General features: G+C 63.2%; 7 protein-coding genes and 1 pseudogene. 4 read left to right on the top strand and 4 right to left on the bottom strand.

The window, feature by feature from the left end; all coding sequences use genetic code 11:
- Positions 1 to 56 precede the first annotated feature (56 nt).
- Positions 57 to 1073 (bottom strand): DUF2804 domain-containing protein, encoded by a 1017-nt coding sequence (locus tag SBP02_RS08245; protein ID WP_318645900.1) that lies wholly within the window; start codon positions 1071 to 1073, stop codon positions 57 to 59.
- Positions 1074 to 1199: 126 nt separating this feature from the next.
- Positions 1200 to 3329, bottom strand: a complete 2130-nt coding sequence (recQ, locus tag SBP02_RS08240) for a DNA helicase RecQ (protein ID WP_318645899.1) — start codon at positions 3327 to 3329, stop codon at positions 1200 to 1202.
- A 306-nt stretch (positions 3330 to 3635) separates the two neighbouring features.
- On the opposite strand from recQ, the gene SBP02_RS08235 reads away from it, so the two are divergent.
- The 3 genes from SBP02_RS08235 (at position 3636) to lapG (ending at position 5433) form a co-directional block, all read left to right on the top strand.
- Entirely contained in the window at positions 3636 to 4223 is a 588-nt protein-coding gene (locus SBP02_RS08235) for a YecA family protein (RefSeq protein ID WP_318645898.1), read from the top strand.
- Between the two features lie 11 nt (positions 4224 to 4234).
- Positions 4235 to 4636, top strand: a complete 402-nt coding sequence (locus tag SBP02_RS08230) for a YbaN family protein (RefSeq protein ID WP_318645897.1) — start codon at positions 4235 to 4237, stop codon at positions 4634 to 4636.
- A gap of 104 nt (positions 4637 to 4740) precedes the next feature.
- Positions 4741 to 5433: a cysteine protease LapG gene (lapG, locus tag SBP02_RS08225; RefSeq protein WP_318645896.1), complete on the top strand. Its 693-nt coding sequence runs from the start codon at positions 4741 to 4743 to the stop codon at positions 5431 to 5433.
- A 54-nt stretch (positions 5434 to 5487) separates the two neighbouring features.
- Here the strand turns inward: lapG and SBP02_RS08220 are convergent.
- Both SBP02_RS08220 and SBP02_RS08215 read right to left on the bottom strand, forming a co-directional pair.
- A pseudogene (locus SBP02_RS08220) lies at positions 5488 to 5826 on the bottom strand (tryptophan synthase subunit beta).
- Between the two features lie 70 nt (positions 5827 to 5896).
- Entirely contained in the window at positions 5897 to 16846 is a 10950-nt protein-coding gene (locus SBP02_RS08215; protein WP_318645895.1) for a retention module-containing protein, read from the bottom strand.
- Between the two features lie 454 nt (positions 16847 to 17300).
- On the opposite strand from SBP02_RS08215, the gene SBP02_RS08210 reads away from it, so the two are divergent.
- The gene (locus SBP02_RS08210) at positions 17301 to 18662 is read left to right on the top strand and encodes a TolC family outer membrane protein (protein ID WP_318645894.1); all 1362 of its coding nucleotides are present in this window, start codon (positions 17301 to 17303) and stop codon (positions 18660 to 18662) included.
- Positions 18663 to 18664 lie beyond the last annotated feature (2 nt).

Here is an 18664-nt window from a genome sequence, read left to right as displayed (position 1 = left end):
TAATAATTAGCCAGCTAGCCATAACCGCGCACCGAGAGCAAGTTTTCTCGACCGCCTTACCACTTCACATATTGATCCTCGACAAACCCCCACTGCCCGTCGATCACCACCTCGGGTCCTCCAGACGGGCGCAGAACGCCGCTGAACTGGCCGAATATCTGCTTGAAGTTGCTGGCCAGGATGCCCAGGTTCATCCGTTCCTGGTGCAGGCCACGGGCGTCGAATCTCAAGGCCACCTGGCCGTCGTGGGAACTGATATGCCAGGGCTGAAGCGGCTGTTGCCGGTCGAAGGCGAAACGCACCGTGTCGACCTTGAGCAGCTCGCCGTCGAGCCAGTAGCAGTTCTCGGTGAAGCTGGTCTCGTTGACCCCGCACGACAGGTTCAGGCCGACACGCCGTCCCGCCGCCAGACCGGACAGGCAGGCCCAGTTCCAGTGGGTCTCCGGGCGCATATAACCGGCCGACCAGTCGTGGTGGGCAAAGGCGCCGATGGCGGCCAGGTCGAAGTCGCCCAGGCTGCTCTTGACCTGGCCGGTGCAGCACACGCCTGCCACCTTCTGCGCGTAGACCCAGCCGTTCACTGCGGTGGGCGTATTGATGTACATGGGCTGGAAGGCCGGCGCAACCTCGGAAAAGCAGGCGTCGATGCGCGTCCCGTCGTCCAGCTCGACCAACAGGCGCTTTTCCTTCGGCTGCGCACGGTTCTCCAGGCGCAGCCAGTTACGCCCGCTGCGCAGCTCGCACAGACCGTCGTCGGGGCGCTGGGAAAAGCGCGTGCCCAGACTCAGCGGCAGCTTGAACTGACGCTCGATCATGCGGCCGCTGGGCGGATGGAACAGGTAGACGAAGCCTATGCCCGCCAGGCTCAAATTGGCCAGAGCGCAGCCGCCGATCAACTGATCGCTGATCAGGCCGAAATACTGGAACTGATGGAAGCGCCGCCACTTGGCCAGGGCGCCCAGGCGCCGGCCCATCGGCGAGCGGAACACGAAATCGCGGTAGTTGATCAGCCCCGGCGCGGCGGCAAAGATGCCGTAATGGGGTTGGCCATCGGCTTGAATCAGTCGCTCCATCGCAGGACGCCTCTCGGAAAAACCGCACGATGCTAGCACCGGCGATTCGCCTCGAGCACTGACGCCCTGCGCCATCGGCGCGGCAAAATCGGCCAGGCCGTGCAGCGGCCCTGACTTAAGCGCCGATCAGACCTCGAACTCCGCCTGCAGCGCGGCGCGCACGCAGTGCAGCACGCCCTCCTCCAGGCGCCCGACGAACAACGGGGCAATCGCCGCCACCGGCGGCAGCTCGCCCTCGCCGTCGAGGAAGGCATCCTGCACCTCGCCGAGCAGGTCCTCGGGCAGGTCCAGGGCCTGCTCCAGGGATAACTGCTGGCGCCCGATGGCCTCGGCCAGCAGATTGAAGACATTCCTCTCGCTGCACCTGAGTTGGCTGGCAATCTGCGCCGGGGTCATGCCGGCGCGGGCCAGGCTGATCAGCTCGTGGCGCAGGTCGACCACCACCGGCGGCGCGTCCGCGGCGCCGCCGAGCACCTCGAGGAAGGCCTCGCCATAGCGCTCCAGCTTGCGCGCGCCGACGCCGCTGACCCGGGCCATCTCGGCCAGGGTACCGGGCTGGCTGCGGAGCATTTCCAACAACGTCGCATCGGGGAAGATCACGTAAGGCGGCACCCCGTGCTCCTCGGCCAGCTTGCGCCGCAACGCCCGCAGGGCCTCCCACTGCTCGCGCTCCTCGCCTCGAACCAGCTGGCTGGCCGCACTGCTGGAGCCCTTGGCGCTGTGCTGGGGCTTGAGGTCGCGGCGCAGCTGCAGGCTGACCTCGCCGCGCAGCAACGGTCGGCAGCTGTCGGACAGGCGCAGGCCGCCGTAGCCTTCCAGGTCGACATCGGCCAGGCCGCGGGCCACCAACTGGCGAAACAGCGAGCGCCACTCCCCCTCGGCCAGCGCCTTGCCGACGCCGAATACGCTCAGGTGCTGATGCCCCAGGCTGCGCACCTTGTCGTTGTCGCGGCCGAGCAGCAGGTCGACCAGGTGGCCGACGCCGTAACGCTGGCCGCTGCGATAGATCGCCGACAGGGCCTGGCGCGCCGGCTCGGTGGCGTCCCAGGTCTGCACGTCGTCGCTGCAGGTGTCGCAATGCCCGCACGGCTGCGGCAGTTCCTCGTCGAAATAGGCCAGCAGCGCCTGACGCCGGCAGCGGGTCTCCTCGCACAGGGCCAGCATGGCGTCGAGCTTGTGCTGCTCGACGCGCTTGTGGCGCTCGTCGCCCTCGGAGTTGTTGAGCATCTGCTTGAGGAAGATCACATCCTGCAGGCCATAGGCCATCCAGGCGTCCGCCGGCAGGCCGTCGCGGCCGGCACGACCGGTTTCCTGGTAGTAGGCCTCCAGGGATTTCGGCAGGTCGAGGTGGGCGACGAAGCGCACGTTGGGCTTGTCGATGCCCATGCCGAAGGCGATGGTCGCCACCATGATCAGGCCCTCCTCGTTGAGGAAGCGCTTCTGGTGGTAGGCCCGCAGCTCGTTGCTGAGGCCGGCGTGGTAGGGCAACGCCGGGAAGCCCTGCTCGGAGAGGAAGGCCGCCACCTCCTCGACCTTCTTGCGCGACAGGCAATAGACGATGCCGGCGTCGCCCTTTCGCGCCGCGAGGAAGGCCAGCAGCTGCTTGCGTGGTTGCTCCTTGGGCACGATGCGATAGAAGATGTTGGGTCGATCGAAGCTCGACAGGAAGCGCTCGGCCTGCTGCAGATGCAGACGGTTGACGATTTCCTCGCGGGTGCGCATGTCCGCGGTGGCGGTCAGGGCGATGCGCGGCACAGTGGGGAACAGCTCGGCCAGCTGGCCCAGCTGCAGGTATTCGGGGCGGAAGTCGTGCCCCCACTGCGACACGCAGTGGGCCTCGTCGATGGCGAACAGAGCGATCTGCGGCAGGCGCTGCAGGAAGGCCAGCATGCGCGGCTGTACCAGGCGCTCGGGAGCCAGGTAGAGCAGCTTGATCTCACCACGCTCGATACGCGCAGCGATCTCGCGCTGGGCCTCGGCATCCAGGCTCGAATTGAGTGCCACCGCCGCCACTCCCAACTCGTCGAGGGTGGCGACCTGGTCGTCCATCAGGGCGATCAGCGGCGACACCACCACCGCCAGGCCCTCGCGCAGCAGGGCCGGAACCTGAAAGCACAAGGACTTGCCGCCACCGGTGGGCATCAGCACCAAGGCGTCGCCACCATTGGCGACGCGCTCGATGATCGCCCCCTGATTTCCCCGGAAGGCATCGTAGCCGAAGATGTCTTTGAGGATGCGCTGGGCCTGTTCGAGCATAGAAACTCCCTATTGGCGGGGCCGGCTCCATCCCTGGAGCGGCCCCGAATCCGCCCACGGCGTGGACGCGGCGCCCTGGCGCCGTGACAAAGCCGCGCATTATACGCCAGTGGCCGAGCACACAGACCCACGCCTATCGGCCTCAGCGCGCGGACAAGCGAACGCTGGTGGCAGCCCGTTCCTGCCGCCCGCCTGCCGGGCCTCATGGGGAAGTTGGCGGATAAAAAAAACTGTCGGGCAGGCGCCGACACAGGGTGATCCGGGCTAAAATTCAGCCTCGTATACTCCTTCAAGGTAGCCCCCACGATGTCCTTCGCCGAGCAACTGTCCCGCCTGCAAGCCTTCCTAGATGCCGATGAGCTGCACGATGAGGCCTTGGACTATGTGGCCGCCCATGGCTATCTCACGGCTCTGTCGATCTGCCCGGAGCCGATTCCGGAGCGTGAATGGATCGACGCACTGTTCGCCGAGCCGCCGCATTATCGCAGCGACGCCGAGCGCGAGGAGATCGAAGCGACCCTGCTGCAACTCAAGGCCCACATCGCCCGCCAGCTGGCCAGCGACGATGATCCGGAGATGCCTTGCGAACTCGACCTGGGCGACGAACCTGACGATTCCGACCTGCGCGGCTGGTGCATCGGCTTCATGGAAGGGGTATTCCTGCGCGAATCGATCTGGTTCGAAGACGCCGAAGACGAGGTCAGCGAACTGCTGCTGCCGATCATGGTCGGTTCGGGCCTGTTCGACGAACAGCCGGAGTTCGCCGAAATCGCCCGTGACCAGGACCTGGTCGACAGCATGGTCGAGCAGATCCCCGAGCTGCTGACTGCGCTGTTCCTGCTGTGCCATGCCCCGGAAGAAAAGCCGGCACTGCTCAAGCCACGCCACCACTAAGCGACCGCGCCATGGCGCACGGCGATATCCGCGAAAGCAACCACCGCAGCGTGCGCTATGCGCTGCTCGCGGTGGGCTGGCTGTGTGTGCTGCTCGGGGTGGTCGGCATCTTCCTGCCGGTGCTGCCGACCACGCCCTTCCTGCTCCTGGCTGCGGCCTGTTTCGTGCGTAGCTCCAAGCGCTTCTACCACTGGCTGGTGTGTCACCCACATCTGGGGCCATGGATTCGTGACTACCTCGAGGGCCAAGGCATCCCGCGCCGCGCCAAGGTCTATGCCCTGACCCTGATGTGGCTGAGCATCGCCTTCTCCTGCTACCTGGTGCCGCTACCCTGGGCGCGCGCCTTCATGCTGACCAGCGCGGTGCTGGTCAGCCTGTACATCCTCAAGCAGAAGACCCTGCCCAACCCTTGATCCGTCTCTCCGTTCGGACGTGATGCATTGCCCGAGCCCGTCAAAGGCAGCGAAGCCTCGCGCCAGCTCCTAGACTAGATCCATCTTCTGCAGAGGCGCGGCACATGCAGCCACAGCAGCGCATTCATGGATGGAACCTGCGTCTGCACCGGCTGTGGATCGGCTTCGGGGTGCTGTGCGTTGGACTGAGCGGCGCCCTGGCCAACTGGGACTTCGCCCTCGTTTTGCTGAATGCCGAGAGACGCTATGGCGAGCTCGGCACGGCCAGACAACGGATCGAGGCGTGGGATGCGTTGATCAAAACCAGCGCCAACCTGCCAGAAAGGGCCCTGCTCGGCGAGGTCAATGGCTTCTTCAACCGCCAGCTGCGCTTCGTCGGCGATGATCGCAACTGGCGACAAAAGGACTACTGGGCCACCCCGGTCGAGTCCTTGGTCAAGGGCGCCGGCGACTGCGAGGACTATTCCATCGCCAAGTACTTCACCCTGCGGCGCCTCGGCATCCCCAGCGACAAACTGCGCATCACCTATGTCAAGGCCCTGCGCCAGAACCAGGCGCACATGGTGCTGACCTATTACAGCAGCCCCGCCGCCGATCCCTTGGTGCTGGACAACCTGATCAATGGAATCCAGCCGGCATCGCAACGCAAAGACCTGCTTCCGGTATACGCCTTCAATGCCGAGGGCCTGTATCTGCCGGGCTCACGCATCAGGAAGAGCGACACCAAGAAACTCTCGCGCTGGCAGAACCTGCTGCAGAAGATGCGCGCGGAGGGCTTCGCCATCGGCGATGGCTAACGAGCACGCATGACGCACTGTGCGACTCGGCTCCGCCCGGCACGCCCCGAGACTTCAGTACGGCAGATGCTGCTGCTCGTCCACCAGTTTGCCGAGATCGTCCAGCTGCGCGCGCGCCTGGGCCCGGTGGCTGAGCTTGCTGCGCGCCGCCTCCGGCAGATCGGTGTAGCGGATCAAGCCGCGGCTGACCAACACGCTGACCAGGTCTTCGATTACCCGCACTAGTTCCAGATCCGAGTGCTGCAGCGACATCAGGTGTGAATGCAGAGCATGGCTCGCCAGTCAACTGCGTACCTCCGGATCGCCGGCCGGAACCTCTGCGGTCATGCTGCCGAACGGTTCCTGTTCGACCCGAAGCAGCCTCCCTTGCTCATCGCGCTGTACATAGACCATGGACGCCTCCTGCTTCTGCCCATAAAAAACCCGCCACCCGAAGATGGCGGGTCGGCTCTATTACTGCAGACTAGACCGTATCGACCTTTAGCGTGCCGTCAGCGAGCATATTGAGGATTACATCGGCCTCCGAACCCACCGAATAACTGGCGAACAAGTTGACGTCCTGCAGCACTATCGTCTGGTCGGGGGTCGCGAAATTCCCACCACCCGATGCATCGACCTTGATAACCGTATCGAGCGCCGCCGTTCCTACCAAGGAGTCAGTCGATACCTCTATGTAGCTGAGCAGATTACCGATATCTCCCGGTGCTCCATTCTCACCGACCAGCAACTGCGACAGGTCCAGTCGATCGCCACCGGAATTGAAGCCCTTGGCGAAGTCCGTGACGGTATCGGTGCCGTTTTCTCCTAGCAGCCACTTGAACGTATCGGAGCCTCCGCCGCCAGTCATGGTGTCGTTGCCCAAGCCTCCGTACAAGATGTCGTTGCCCACATGGCCGATCAATGTATCGTCCCCGGCCAGACCGACCAGTGTTCCCGAAGTACCTGGGCTGACCTGCAGGACATCCGCGTTGTCGGTGCCTGTTTGCAAGATGTGATTATCCGGACTCAATTGCACACGGATACCGTCCGGAATAGCCACTGAGTCACCATCGCCATCAGTCAACAACAAATCAAAATTCAACTCGACAGCGGCACCTGGATCGAAGGTGGAGGCGCCAAACCCACCTAACTTGAAGGTATCGCCTCCTGAGTGTGAAAACTCCAGCGTCGTATACCCAGTGTCCGTGAACGCCGAGATGACGGTGAATTTAGCGGGATTGTTACCACTATCGCCTTGCACGTTACTGACTAAAACGTCATTCCCGCTTTCTGTCACGGTAAAGCTTCGCCCCCCCACCATCACAGTGGTAACCCCTGCGACCATCACCATTGCCATGGCGTTGTTGTACGCAATCTGAACTCGCGTAATCTTATCCGGCGTACCATCGCCGACAATGTTATTCCCATCACTGTCATCGAAGGCTTTAACGCGTATAGTCGACCCAGATGTACTGGTCACGACGGCGAAACCACCGTTGACCGTATTATGACCGCTGAATATATGGTCTTGATTGGCCGCTATCGCGTAGTTTGCGTCAGAGACGTTTTTCACCGTATTACCACTCAACCCTTTCACATAGTCGACCCGAACGCCCTCACCCCCTCCTACGCTATTCCCCGACCCTACACCGCCGGCAATAGAACTCGTATTCATGGTACCAGCGGAGACCCCGCCGACCATCGGCGTCAGCAATACATCCTGATCACCATTGGCATCATTGGTTATCGTGTCGTCAAAGTAGGCGTAGGGATCATTACCACCGCGGAATACAAATCCGACATCCTTAACCGTAAACGTACCCACCCCACCATCAATCTGCTTGAACAGAGTAAAGGAGTAGGTATCGTTCGACTGCAATACACCCGAATCCGGACTCAACACGGAAGTAAAAGCCTTATTGGCCAGCACGCTCGCACTTGAAGCGTCGAGCCCGGCTCCCGGCATGGTTGTCGAGCCCACCAGGGTTTGACCATCCGCAGACACATACAAATAGATCTTCAGCATATTGGTCGTATAGCCACTATCGGAACCATTGATCTCAGCGAACCTTACACGCCCCCCCTGATTGTCAGCACCCATGTTGTCATGGATATTCTTGTCGATATCCAACTTAACGCCGGTCGCGGACTGACCAATATTGTTCACTAGGAACGCATAGTCCGGTGTGATTATCGTCGGTACATCGTCCTCAATATGCACCAGGAAACCGCCAGCCAGTGCCAGTGGGTTGCTGCCATCACTCGCTAGCAGGATGCTGGCGAAGTTGAAGGTCAGCAGTTCATTGTCATCACTGTTATTGACTGGATGATCGATAGGCCCTAGCAGATTGAAGGTGTAATCGCCGTTGGCTTGCACCTGCAAGGTGAAGATCACCGCACCGCCTGGCCCCGCTTTAGCAGTCAGGGTGTCGCCAGACACCGAGTAAACCAATGGCACGCCGGCGGACGTCGCCATCGCCAAGCCACTGGTATCACTGGACAGGGAGAACTGCGCGGCTGCTACCGGCGGGCCTACGATCAAGTCAAACAAGCTGCCGACGGCAACCGTGTTGACCGCATCGAGATCGGTGATTCCCCCAGGCAGTTCATCTTCATCAACCCTGGCGACAACCGGGCTTTGGTCTTCCACATAGATAGTCAAGGTGGCGTTGGCCGGATCACCATCGTTGTCGACAATGATGTAGTTGAAGGCCTCAACCTTATCGCCGTTGATGCCGGAGGGTGCCTGGTAACTCCAGGCTCCCGTGGCAAAGTTGAACGACAGCTTGCCACCTTGCGCGGTGGTGATATCGCTCAGCTGACTGCCCGCAATATTCGGCCCGCTACTGGCGACGATGGTGCCCACGCCGTCCCACGTATAGGTGATGCCATTGATTTCTATGGACTGTATGTAGCCAGGGCCATCGGCGCCGAAGGCGTCGTCGTCACCGCCACCGACCGCATTGTCGTTGCCAAGCAGCACGTTGCCGGACACCACATCACCGAGCACCTGACCGACCAAGGTATCGATCAGGTCATCGAAGTCACCGACCAGGATAGGTGCCCCCTCGCCATCTACATCGATATCCTGCAGGCGCGCCACGCTGATGCCATTTCCGACCCCAATCGAGGTGACGCTGATGCCGTTGTCGTTGACGAAACTATTCCACGCGGTAGCCACCGGTGCGGTTAGCGAAGTGCCTCCCGGCCCGGTCTGCTGATTCGGGTTCCCGTCACTGATGAAAAACACCTGATTGCTCCAGCCCGGAATCGGGCTATAGGCGCTCATGGTTTCGATGATCGCGTCGGTAAAGTCCGTCTGACCATTGAACGGGCGTGTTCCCCCCTCAGCGGGATTGAGGCTGGCGATCAAGCTGTTCAGAGAAGCGAAATCCGTGACTTGTGCGTAAGAGGTCGCCGTCGCCGAGAAGGCGACCAGCTTGATGTTCACCGCTCCGGGCGTGCCATTGAACAGCGCCTGTCCCGCGGCTCTTACCGCCTGCAACATCTGGTTCAACTCGGTGTTATCGATACTGCCGCTGAAATCCAGGACGAAGGCCACGTTGAAGTCCTGGCTCTGCCCTGCCAGCACAGTGGCAGAATCATTGCGCGCCACCGGCACATCATCCTCGACATCGATGGTGAAGCTGCCCGCCTCGAAGCCGCCGATTGGGTCACCGTCGCCGTCGGTAGCAGTCAGCACGCCGGAGAAATCGATCGGCAAGCTGAGTAGCTGACCATCATCACTGCTACCCGGTAGTGGATGATCCAGAGGCCCCTGCAAGCTGAAGCTGTAGCTGCCATCCACATTGACCTGCAGGGTGAAGATGGTTTGAGCGCCCACGCTTGCCGTCAGCAGGTTGCCCACCACGCTATAGCTCAGGGATGCCCCACCAGAGGTCAGGCCTTGCGCCACCATGGAGTTGATGGCCGCCGGGCTGTCGGACAAGCCGAAGTCACCGGGCCCATCGGCGCCAAAATTGACCAGCGCATTGAGGGTACCTGCACCGCCAGACGCAGTCGTGGACTGGCCGCCTTCGGCATTGCCGTCATGCGGGGCACCGCCCGTCACAGCCAAGGCATCCTCCTGCACCGTTCCAGACACAGTAGGCCGCTGACCATAGCTACCCGACTGCACCGGACCGTCGTCCTCGAAACGGAACACCCCGGCGGCACCCAGGTCGATCGACTTGCTGTCACTGTCGCCATCGCCATCGGTGAGGGTCTGCACCAGTTTCAACACGCCTGGCTCCAACAGCAGGGTCTGCGCATCGTCGTGGTCCGTGGTGTCTCCATGCCAGATGTTGTCCAGCAGGTGCAGGGTCACCGCGCCCGTCGTCGGGTCAATGGTCAGGGTGAAGTAGTCAGCCGCGCCCACGCTGCCGGTGATCACGTTGCCCACCTGACTCAGCAGGATCTGCGCACCCTTGCCATCTGGCGCGCTCGCATCCACGGCGAACAGCCCGCTGGGCACGCCATTGCCACTCAACATCAGGCTGTAGCTCGTCGAGCCCGGACCGTCGGCGCCGAAGGAACTGTCGAACTGCGCCTGCACCAGCGCGCCACTGAGCACCGCCGTGGCGATGCCATCACCGCCCACGCCACCGAACGCCGGCAGGCTCTCGTCCACTTTTACCTTGCCCAGCTCGGGGGCATCTTTGTTCAGGCTGGCGTCCGGACCGTCGTCCTCGAAGCGGAACACCCCGGCGGCACCCAGGTCGATCGACTTGCTGTCACTGTCGCCATCGCCATCGGTCAGGGTCTGCACCAGTTTCAACACGCCTGGCTCCAACAGCAGGGTCTGCGCATCGTCGTGGTCCGTGGTGTCTCCATGCCAGATGTTGTCCAGCAGGTGCAGGGTCACCGCGCCCGTCGTCGGGTCGATGGTCAGGGTGAAGTAGTCAGCCGCACCCACGCTGCCGGTGATCACGTTGCCCACCTGACTCAGCAGGATCTGCGCACCCTTGCCATCCGGCGCGCTCGCATCCACGGCGAACAGCCCGCTGGGCACGCCATTGCCACTCAACATCAGGCTGTAGCTCGTCGAGCCCGGACCGTCGGCGCCGAAGGAACTGTCGAACTGCACCTGCACCAGCGCGCCACTGAGCACCGCCGTGGCGATGCCATCACCGCCCACGCCACCGAACGCCGGCAGGCTCTCGTCCACTTTTACCTTGCCCAGCTCGGGGGCATCTTTGTTCAGGCTGGCGTCCGGACCGTCGTCCTCGAAGCGGAACACCCCGGCGGCACCCAGGTCGATCGACTTGCTGTCACTGTCGCCATCGCCATCGGTCAGGGTCTGCACCAGTTTCAACACGCCTGGCTCCAACAGCAGGGTCTGCGCATCGTCGTGGTCCGTGGTGTCTCCATGCCAGATGTTGTCCAGCAGGTGCAGGGTCACCGCGCCCGTCGTCGGGTCGATGGTCAGGGTGAAGTAGTCAGCCGCACCCACGCTGCCGGTGATCACGTTGCCCACCTGACTCAGCAGGATCTGCGCACCCTTGCCATCTGGCGCGCTCGCATCCACGGCGAACAGCCCGCTGGGCACGCCATTGCCACTCAACATCAGGCTGTAGCTCGTCGAGCCCGGACCGTCGGCGCCGAAGGAACTGTCGAACTGCGCCTGCACCAGCGCGCCACTGAGCACCGCCGTGGCGATGCCATCACCGCCCACGCCACCGAACGCCGGCAGGCTCTCGTCCACTTTTACCTTGCCCAGCTCGGGGGCATCTTTGTTCAGGCTGGCGTCCGGACCGTCGTCCTCGAAGCGGAACACCCCGGCGGCACCCAGGTCGATCGACTTGCTGTCACTGTCGCCATCGCCATCGGTGAGGGTCTGCACCAGTTTCAACACGCCTGGCTCCAACAGCAGGGTCTGCGCATCGTCGTGGTCCGAGGTGTCTCCATGCCAGATGTTGTCCAGCAGGTGCAGGGTCACCGCGCCCGTCGTCGGGTCGATGGTCAGGGTGAAGTAGTCAGCCGCACCCACGCTGCCGGTGATCACGTTGCCCACCTGACTCAGCAGGATCTGCGCACCCTTGCCATCTGGCGCGCTCGCATCCACGGCGAACAGCCCGCTGGGCACGCCATTGCCACTCAACATCAGGCTGTAGCTCGTCGAGCCCGGACCGTCGGCGCCGAAGGAACTGTCGAACTGCGCCTGCACCAGCGCGCCACTGAGCACCGCCGTGGCGATACCATCACCGCCCACGCCACCGAACGCCGGCAGGCTCTCGTCCACTTTTACCTTGCCCAGCTCGGGGGCATCTTTGTTCAGGCTGGCGTCCGGACCGTCGTCCTCGAAGCGGAACACCCCGGCGGCACCCAGGTCGATCGACTTGCTGTCACTGTCGCCATCGCCATCGGTCAGGGTCTGCACCAGTTTCAACACGCCTGGATCCAACAGCAGGGTCTGCGCATCGTCGTGGTCCGTGGTGTCTCCATGCCAGATGTTGTCCAGCAGGTGCAGGGTCACCGCGCCCGTCGTCGGGTCGATGGTCAGGGTGAAGTAGTCAGCCGCCCCCACGCTGCCGGTGATCACGTTGCCCACCTGACTCAGCAGGATCTGCGCACCCTTGCCATCCGGCGCGCTCGCATCCACGGCGAACAGCCCGCTGGGCACGCCATTGCCACTCAACATCAGGCTGTAGCTCGTCGAGCCCGGACCGTCGGCGCCGAAGGAACTGTCGAACTGCACCTGCACCAGCGCGCCACTGAGCACCGCCGTGGCGATGCCATCACCGCCCACGCCACCGAACGCCGGCAGGCTCTCGTCCACTTTTACCTTGCCCAGCTCGGGGGCATCTTTGTTCAGGCTGGCGTCCGGACCGTCGTCCTCGAAGCGGAACACCCCGGCGGCACCCAGGTCGATCGACTTGCTGTCACTGTCGCCATCGCCATCGGTCAGGGTCTGCACCAGTTTCAACACGCCTGGCTCCAACAGCAGGGTCTGCGCATCGTCGTGGTCCGTGGTGTCTCCATGCCAGATGTTGTCCAGCAGGTGCAGGGTCACCGCGCCCGTCGTCGGGTCGATGGTCAGGGTGAAGTAGTCAGCCGCACCCACGCTGCCGGTGATCACGTTGCCCACCTGACTCAGCAGGATCTGCGCACCCTTGCCATCTGGCGCGCTCGCATCCACGGCGAACAGCCCGCTGGGCACGCCATTGCCACTCAACATCAGGCTGTAGCTCGTCGAGCCCGGACCGTCGGCGCCGAAGGAACTGTCGAACTGCGCCTGCACCAGCGCGCCACTGAGCACCGCCGTGGCGATGCCATCACCGCCCACGCCACCGAACGCCGGCAGGCTCTCGTCCACTTTTACCTTGCCCAGCTCGGGGGCATCTTTGTTCAGGCTGGCGTCCGGACCGTCGTCCTCGAAGCGGAACACCCCGGCGGCACCCAGGTCGATCGACTTGCTGTCACTGTCGCCATCGCCATCGGTGAGGGTCTGCACCAGTTTCAACACGCCTGGCTCCAACAGCAGGGTCTGCGCATCGTCGTGGTCCGAGGTGTCTCCATGCCAGATGTTGTCCAGCAGGTGCAGGGTCACCGCGCCCGTCGTCGGGTCGATGGTCAGGGTGAAGTAGTCAGCCGCACCCACGCTGCCGGTGATCACGTTGCCCACCTGACTCAGCAGGATCTGCGCACCCTTGCCATCTGGCGCGCTCGCATCCACGGCGAACAGCCCGCTGGGCACGCCATTGCCACTCAACATCAGGCTGTAGCTCGTCGAGCCCGGACCGTCGGCGCCGAAGGAACTGTCGAACTGCGCCTGCACCAGCGCGCCACTGAGCACCGCCGTGGCGATACCATCACCGCCCACGCCACCGAACGCCGGCAGGCTCTCGTCCACTTTTACCTTGCCCAGCTCGGGGGCATCTTTGTTCAGGCTGGCGTCCGGACCGTCGTCCTCGAAGCGGAACACCCCGGCGGCACCCAGGTCGATCGACTTGCTGTCACTGTCGCCATCGCCATCGGTCAGGGTCTGCACCAGTTTCAACACGCCTGGATCCAACAGCAGGGTCTGCGCATCGTCGTGGTCCGTGGTGTCTCCATGCCAGATGTTGTCCAGCAGGTGCAGGGTCACCGCGCCCGTCGTCGGGTCGATGGTCAGGGTGAAGTAGTCAGCCGCCCCCACGCTGCCGGTGATCACGTTGCCCACCTGACTCAGCAGGATCTGCGCACCCTTGCCATCCGGCGCGCTCGCATCCACGGCGAACAGCCCGCTGGGCACGCCATTGCCACTCAACATCAGGCTGTAGCTCGTCGAGCCCGGACCGTCGGCGCCGAAGGAACTGTCGAACTGCACCTGCACCAGCGCGCCACTGAGCACCGCCGTGGCGATGCCATCACCGCCCACGCCACCGAACGCCGGCAGGCTCTCGTCCACTTTTACCTTGCCCAGCTCGGGGGCATCTTTGTTCAGGCTGGCGTCCGGACCGTCGTCCTCGAAGCGGAACACCCCGGCGGCACCCAGGTCGATCGACTTGCTGTCACTGTCGCCATCGCCATCGGTCAGGGTCTGCACCAGTTTCAACACGCCTGGCTCCAACAGCAGGGTCTGCGCATCGTCGTGGTCCGTGGTGTCTCCATGCCAGATGTTGTCCAGCAGGTGCAGGGTCACCGCGCCCGTCGTCGGGTCGATGGTCAGGGTGAAGTAGTCAGCCGCCCCCACGCTGCCGGTGATCACGTTGCCCACCTGACTCAGCAGGATCTGCGCACCCTTGCCATCTGGCGCGCTCGCATCCACGGCGAACAGCCCGCTGGGCACGCCGTTGCCACTCAACATCAGGCTGTAGCTCGTCGAGCCCGGACCGTCGGCGCCGAAGGAACTGTCGAACTGCGCCTGCACCAGCGCGCCACTGAGCACCGCCATGGCGATGCCATCACCGCCCTCGCCACCGAATGCCGGCAGGCTCTCGTCCACTGTTACCTGGCCCAGGTCAGGGGCTTGATCATTCAGACGAGCCACCGGCACGTCGTCCTCGACATCGATGGTGAAGCTGCCCGCCGGGAAGCCACCCACCAGCGGGTCACCGTCACCGTCGGTGGCGGTCAGCACGCCGGAGAAGTCGATGCCCAGGCCCGCCAGGGTCTCGCCGTCGTTACCGTCCATCATCGGATGGTCGATCGGCCCCTTCAGGGTGAACAGGTAGCTGCCGTCGGCATTCACCACCAGGGTGAACACCTCGTAGCCGCTGACGCTGGCGGTCAGGGTATTGCCCACCACCGCATAGCTCAGCGCTTCACCGCCCGAGGTCAGGCCTTGCGCCGTCAGTGCGCCGACGTTGCTCGACAGGCCGAAGCTGCCCGGGCCGTCCGCGCCGAAGTTGACCAGCACATGCAGGGCCCCGGCGCCACCGCTGGCCGTCAGGGTCTGGCCGCCCTCGCTGTTGCCCTGGTGCGGGCTGAGCAGCGGGTCCTCGTGCACCAGTTGGTTGATCGTCGGGCGCTGCTCGCCGTTGGCCGCCACCGGCACGTCGTCCTCGACATCGATGGTGAAGCTGCCCGCCGGGAAGCCACCCACCAGCGGGTCACCGTCACCGTCGGTGGCGGTCAGCACGCCGGAGAAGTCGATGCCCAGGCCCGCCAGGGTCTCGCCGTCGTTACCGTCCATCATCGGATGGTCGATCGGCCCCTTCAGGGTGAACAGGTAGCTGCCGTCGGCATTCACCACCAGGGTGAACACCTCGTAACCGCTGACGCTGGCGGTCAGGGTATTGCCCACCACCGCGTAGCTCAGCGCTTCACCGCCCGAGGTCAGGCCTTGCGCCGTCAGTGCGCCGACGTTGCTCGACAGGCCGAAGCTGCCCGGGCCGTCCGCGCCGAAGTTGACCAGCACATGCAGGGCCCCGGCGCCACCGCTGGCCGTCAGGGTCTGGCCAGACTCGCTGTTGCCCTGGTGCGGGCTGAGCAGCGGGTCTTCATGCACCAGCTGGTTGATCGTCGGCCGCTCTTCACCAACCACGGCCACCGGCACGTCGTCCTCGACATTGATCACGAAGCTGCCGCTGTTGAATGCGCCGATCGAGTCGCCATCGCCATCGGTCGCGGTCAGCAGGCCGGAGAAGTCGATCGGCAGGCTCAGCAACTCGTCGTCATTGCCGTCGGCCAAGGGATGGTCCAGCGGGCCAAGCAGGGTGAATACGTAGCTGCCGTCACCATTCACCTGGAGCGTGAAGACAGTGGTCGCGCCGGCCGAGGCAGTCAGCAGGTTGCCGACCACGCTGTAGGTCAACGCCGTACCGCCGGATGTGAGACCTTGAGCCGTCAGCGACGCCAGCGCCGCAGGGCTGGAGGAAAGCCCGAAGCTGCCCGGGCCGTCCGCGCCGAAGTTGACCAATGCGCTGAGGCTGCCGGCCGCGCCGGAGGCGACGTTGGTTATAGCGTCGCCATCGGGGTTGCCACCTACGATATCGTCTTCATCGACACTGCTCGACACCACGGCGCCCTCTCCTTCGGCGAGGGTCGGCCCGTCATCGTTGACCAGCACATCAAGCAGCACGATAGGCGATACATCGCCGTCCAGATCGAACACCCGCACCTGAAAACTCTCGCCAACCTGATCGTCCGCGCCGGTCGCATTCGGGTTGCTGTGATCGAGGGTGTTGTTGGTCAGCGTATAGGTCCAGTTACCGGCCGCATCCACGGTCAGTATCCCGTATTTCCCCTGGACCACACCGCCGTTGGTGACATCTATCCAGACACCGTTGACGTCGAGGACCTCCAGCGCGGAAACACCATCTGGAGAAGTGATGATGAAACGCCCATTGGCCTGTTCGGCGGGGCTACTCGGATTGGTGCCATTAGCCAGGGCTTGTTCATCGACCAACGCGGGGCCGACGATCACCGAACCGTTGAAATCCTGATGCTCGACCTCTACTACCGGGGTTCCATCGGCTGGCTGGGTATCATCATCAGAGACAGCAGGGTCGGGGTCGGGGAACTCCGGGCCGGAGCTGAGGCCGACCGTGGGAAAGCCGATCACAGGTTCAACCGCGCCGGCGGTTTCGTCCAGCAACACAAAACTATGACCGCCGCCCCCGGAGCCCGCTGCGCCTCCCGCACCGGGCCCGGCGGCAGTCGCCTCGCCGGCCACGGTCGGGTCGACGCCGGCCTCGATGGCGGCCTGCAACTGCTCGACCTCGCTCAGATCTTGAGCACTGGGAGCATCGACAGCCGACTGCTGTCCGAACCCGACCTGATCAGCTGACTGCGCGAGCAACTGTTCACTGAGACTCAGACTGCTGTCACGCCCAAGCGTCAGTTGCCGGCCGTTGCTCAAGGCTACTGCGACGGCGCCCGTCGCGCCGGTGACCAGCTGTTCGCCGGCATAGACCCTATCGCCTTCGAACAGTGGTCGACGTGATCCATCGCCCGCTACAGCAAAGACCTCGCCTACGACCTGACTGACGACACCAATCAAAGTAGCCATGATTCCCTCCTCACTACAGCTGTCGACCACCGCCGACACGTTTCAAAAAGGCTCAGAACACCTTCTCGAACACCGAGCGCGTCGAAAAAACTGATAGTGAAATGGGACGGCGTACATGGCCCACAAACCAACCGATACAGCACTAAGTCTCACTCAGCCCGCGTCACACTACTCCATCATCAGAATCATCCCCGCCCTATGCATTAAACCTGTTCTCGCCCGCCATCTGCGGCATGCACAGACTGACCGCCTTTTACATGCCTCTTGTGGAAAAACACTGGGATGCTTTCTTCGAAATGCATAAGACTTTTTTGTCATAACGCTTGTGCGCTTTTTTTCTGAACTTCTCGAAAAGATGTTCTTAGCTGTGATGTTAAAGGCTCTAAGCGGCTCTCCGAGCATAAGGGTCATTTTTCTGGCGACAGGAATAGAACACCTACAAGGAGATTCCCCCATGCGCGCTATCAATCCCCTCTGGGCCAGCATGCTGCTAGCAATGGCTTGCACCCAGTCCCAGGCGATGACCCTGTCGGAGGCGATCCAAGCCACCCTGGATAATCACCCCGAGATTCATGCTGGAATCAACAGTCGTCTCTCGTCAGATGAAGAAGTCAGAATCGCCAAGGGCGGCTACCTGCCGACCGTCGATCTGCTGGTGGGCTACGGCCGCGAGCACACCGACAGCCCGACCACTCGTGCGCGAGTACCGGGCTCCCACAACACGGAAACCCTCAACTACCAGAACGCCGAACTGCGTCTGCGGCAGATGTTGTTCGACGGTTTCAACACCCCCAATGAAGTGGCCCGCACCGAGGCGGTGGTCAACTCGCGCGCCTACCGCGTGCTCGGCACCTCGGAAAGCCTCGCGCTACGCACCGTGGAGGTTTACCTCGATATTCTGAAGCGCCGCGAGCTGGTCAGCCTGGCGAAGAACAACCTGCTCGCCCATCAGCGCATCAACGACCAGATCGACCTGCGCAGCCGCCAGGGCGTCGGCAGCGCCGCCGACCTCGACCAGTCCCAGGCTCGCCTGGCTCTGGCCGAGAACAACCTGTACACCGAACAAGTCAACCTGGCCGACGCCGAGGCGAACTTCTTCAGCGCCGTCGGCCGGATGCCCGACGAACTGGCCTCCCCCGCCAGCGTACGGGGCGACATGCCGGCGGATCTGGCCAGCGCCCGGCAGCTGGTGATGGATAACAACCCCTTCCTGAAGTCGGCCCAAGCCGATGTCCACGCCGCCGAGAAGCAGTACGAAGTGGCCAAGTCGCCGTTCTACCCGCGCTTCGACGTGGAACTGGCGACCAATGCCGACGACAACGTGCAAGGCGATGAGGGCCACTCCAACGGTTGGCGCGCCGCGGTGGTGATGAACTACAACCTGTTCAATGGCATGCGCGACAAGGCCCGTTTGCAATCCACCGCGCACCAGATCAACGAATCCATGGATATCCGCAACAACGCCTTGCGCGTACTCAACGAGAATCTCGCCCTGGCCTGGAACGCCATGGAGAACGCCCGTCTGCAAACGCCCAAGGCACGCGACTACGCCGACTACACTGCAAGGGTACGCGAGGCCTATCAACAGCAGTTCCGCCTGGGCCAACGCACCCTGCTCGACCTGCTCGACAGCGAGAATGAGCTCTTCACCGCCAACCGTCGCTACACAGAGGTGCGTTACACCGAAGAGTTCGCCATGTACCGCGTCATCGCGGCCATGGGGGATCTGCTGCGCCAGCAACAGGTCGTAGTGCCGGCCGAAGCCGTCGCCCTTTCAGAGGTAAAGAGCGAGGCACGCCTGCCGGAAATGAAGTAGTA

Origin of the sequence: Pseudomonas benzenivorans, from assembly GCF_033547155.1 — a bacterium.
GTDB classification, from domain to species: Bacteria; Pseudomonadota; Gammaproteobacteria; order Pseudomonadales; family Pseudomonadaceae; genus Aquipseudomonas; species Aquipseudomonas benzenivorans_B.
This window is presented reverse-complemented; position numbering and strand designations above follow the sequence as displayed.

Excerpts from the sequence above, each read along its gene's own strand:
- SBP02_RS08235 (WP_318645898.1), top strand. The coding sequence starts at position 3,636 with ATGTCCTTCGCCGAGCAACTGTCCCGCCTGCAAGCCTTCCTAGATGCC.
- recQ (WP_318645899.1), bottom strand. The coding sequence starts at position 3,329 with ATGCTCGAACAGGCCCAGCGCATCCTCAAAGACATCTTCGGCTACGAT.
- SBP02_RS08210 (WP_318645894.1), top strand. The coding sequence starts at position 17,301 with ATGCGCGCTATCAATCCCCTCTGGGCCAGCATGCTGCTAGCAATGGCT.
- lapG (WP_318645896.1), top strand. The coding sequence starts at position 4,741 with ATGCAGCCACAGCAGCGCATTCATGGATGGAACCTGCGTCTGCACCGG.
- SBP02_RS08215 (WP_318645895.1), bottom strand. The coding sequence starts at position 16,846 with ATGGCTACTTTGATTGGTGTCGTCAGTCAGGTCGTAGGCGAGGTCTTT.
- SBP02_RS08230 (WP_318645897.1), top strand. The coding sequence starts at position 4,235 with ATGGCGCACGGCGATATCCGCGAAAGCAACCACCGCAGCGTGCGCTAT.
- SBP02_RS08245 (WP_318645900.1), bottom strand. The coding sequence starts at position 1,073 with ATGGAGCGACTGATTCAAGCCGATGGCCAACCCCATTACGGCATCTTT.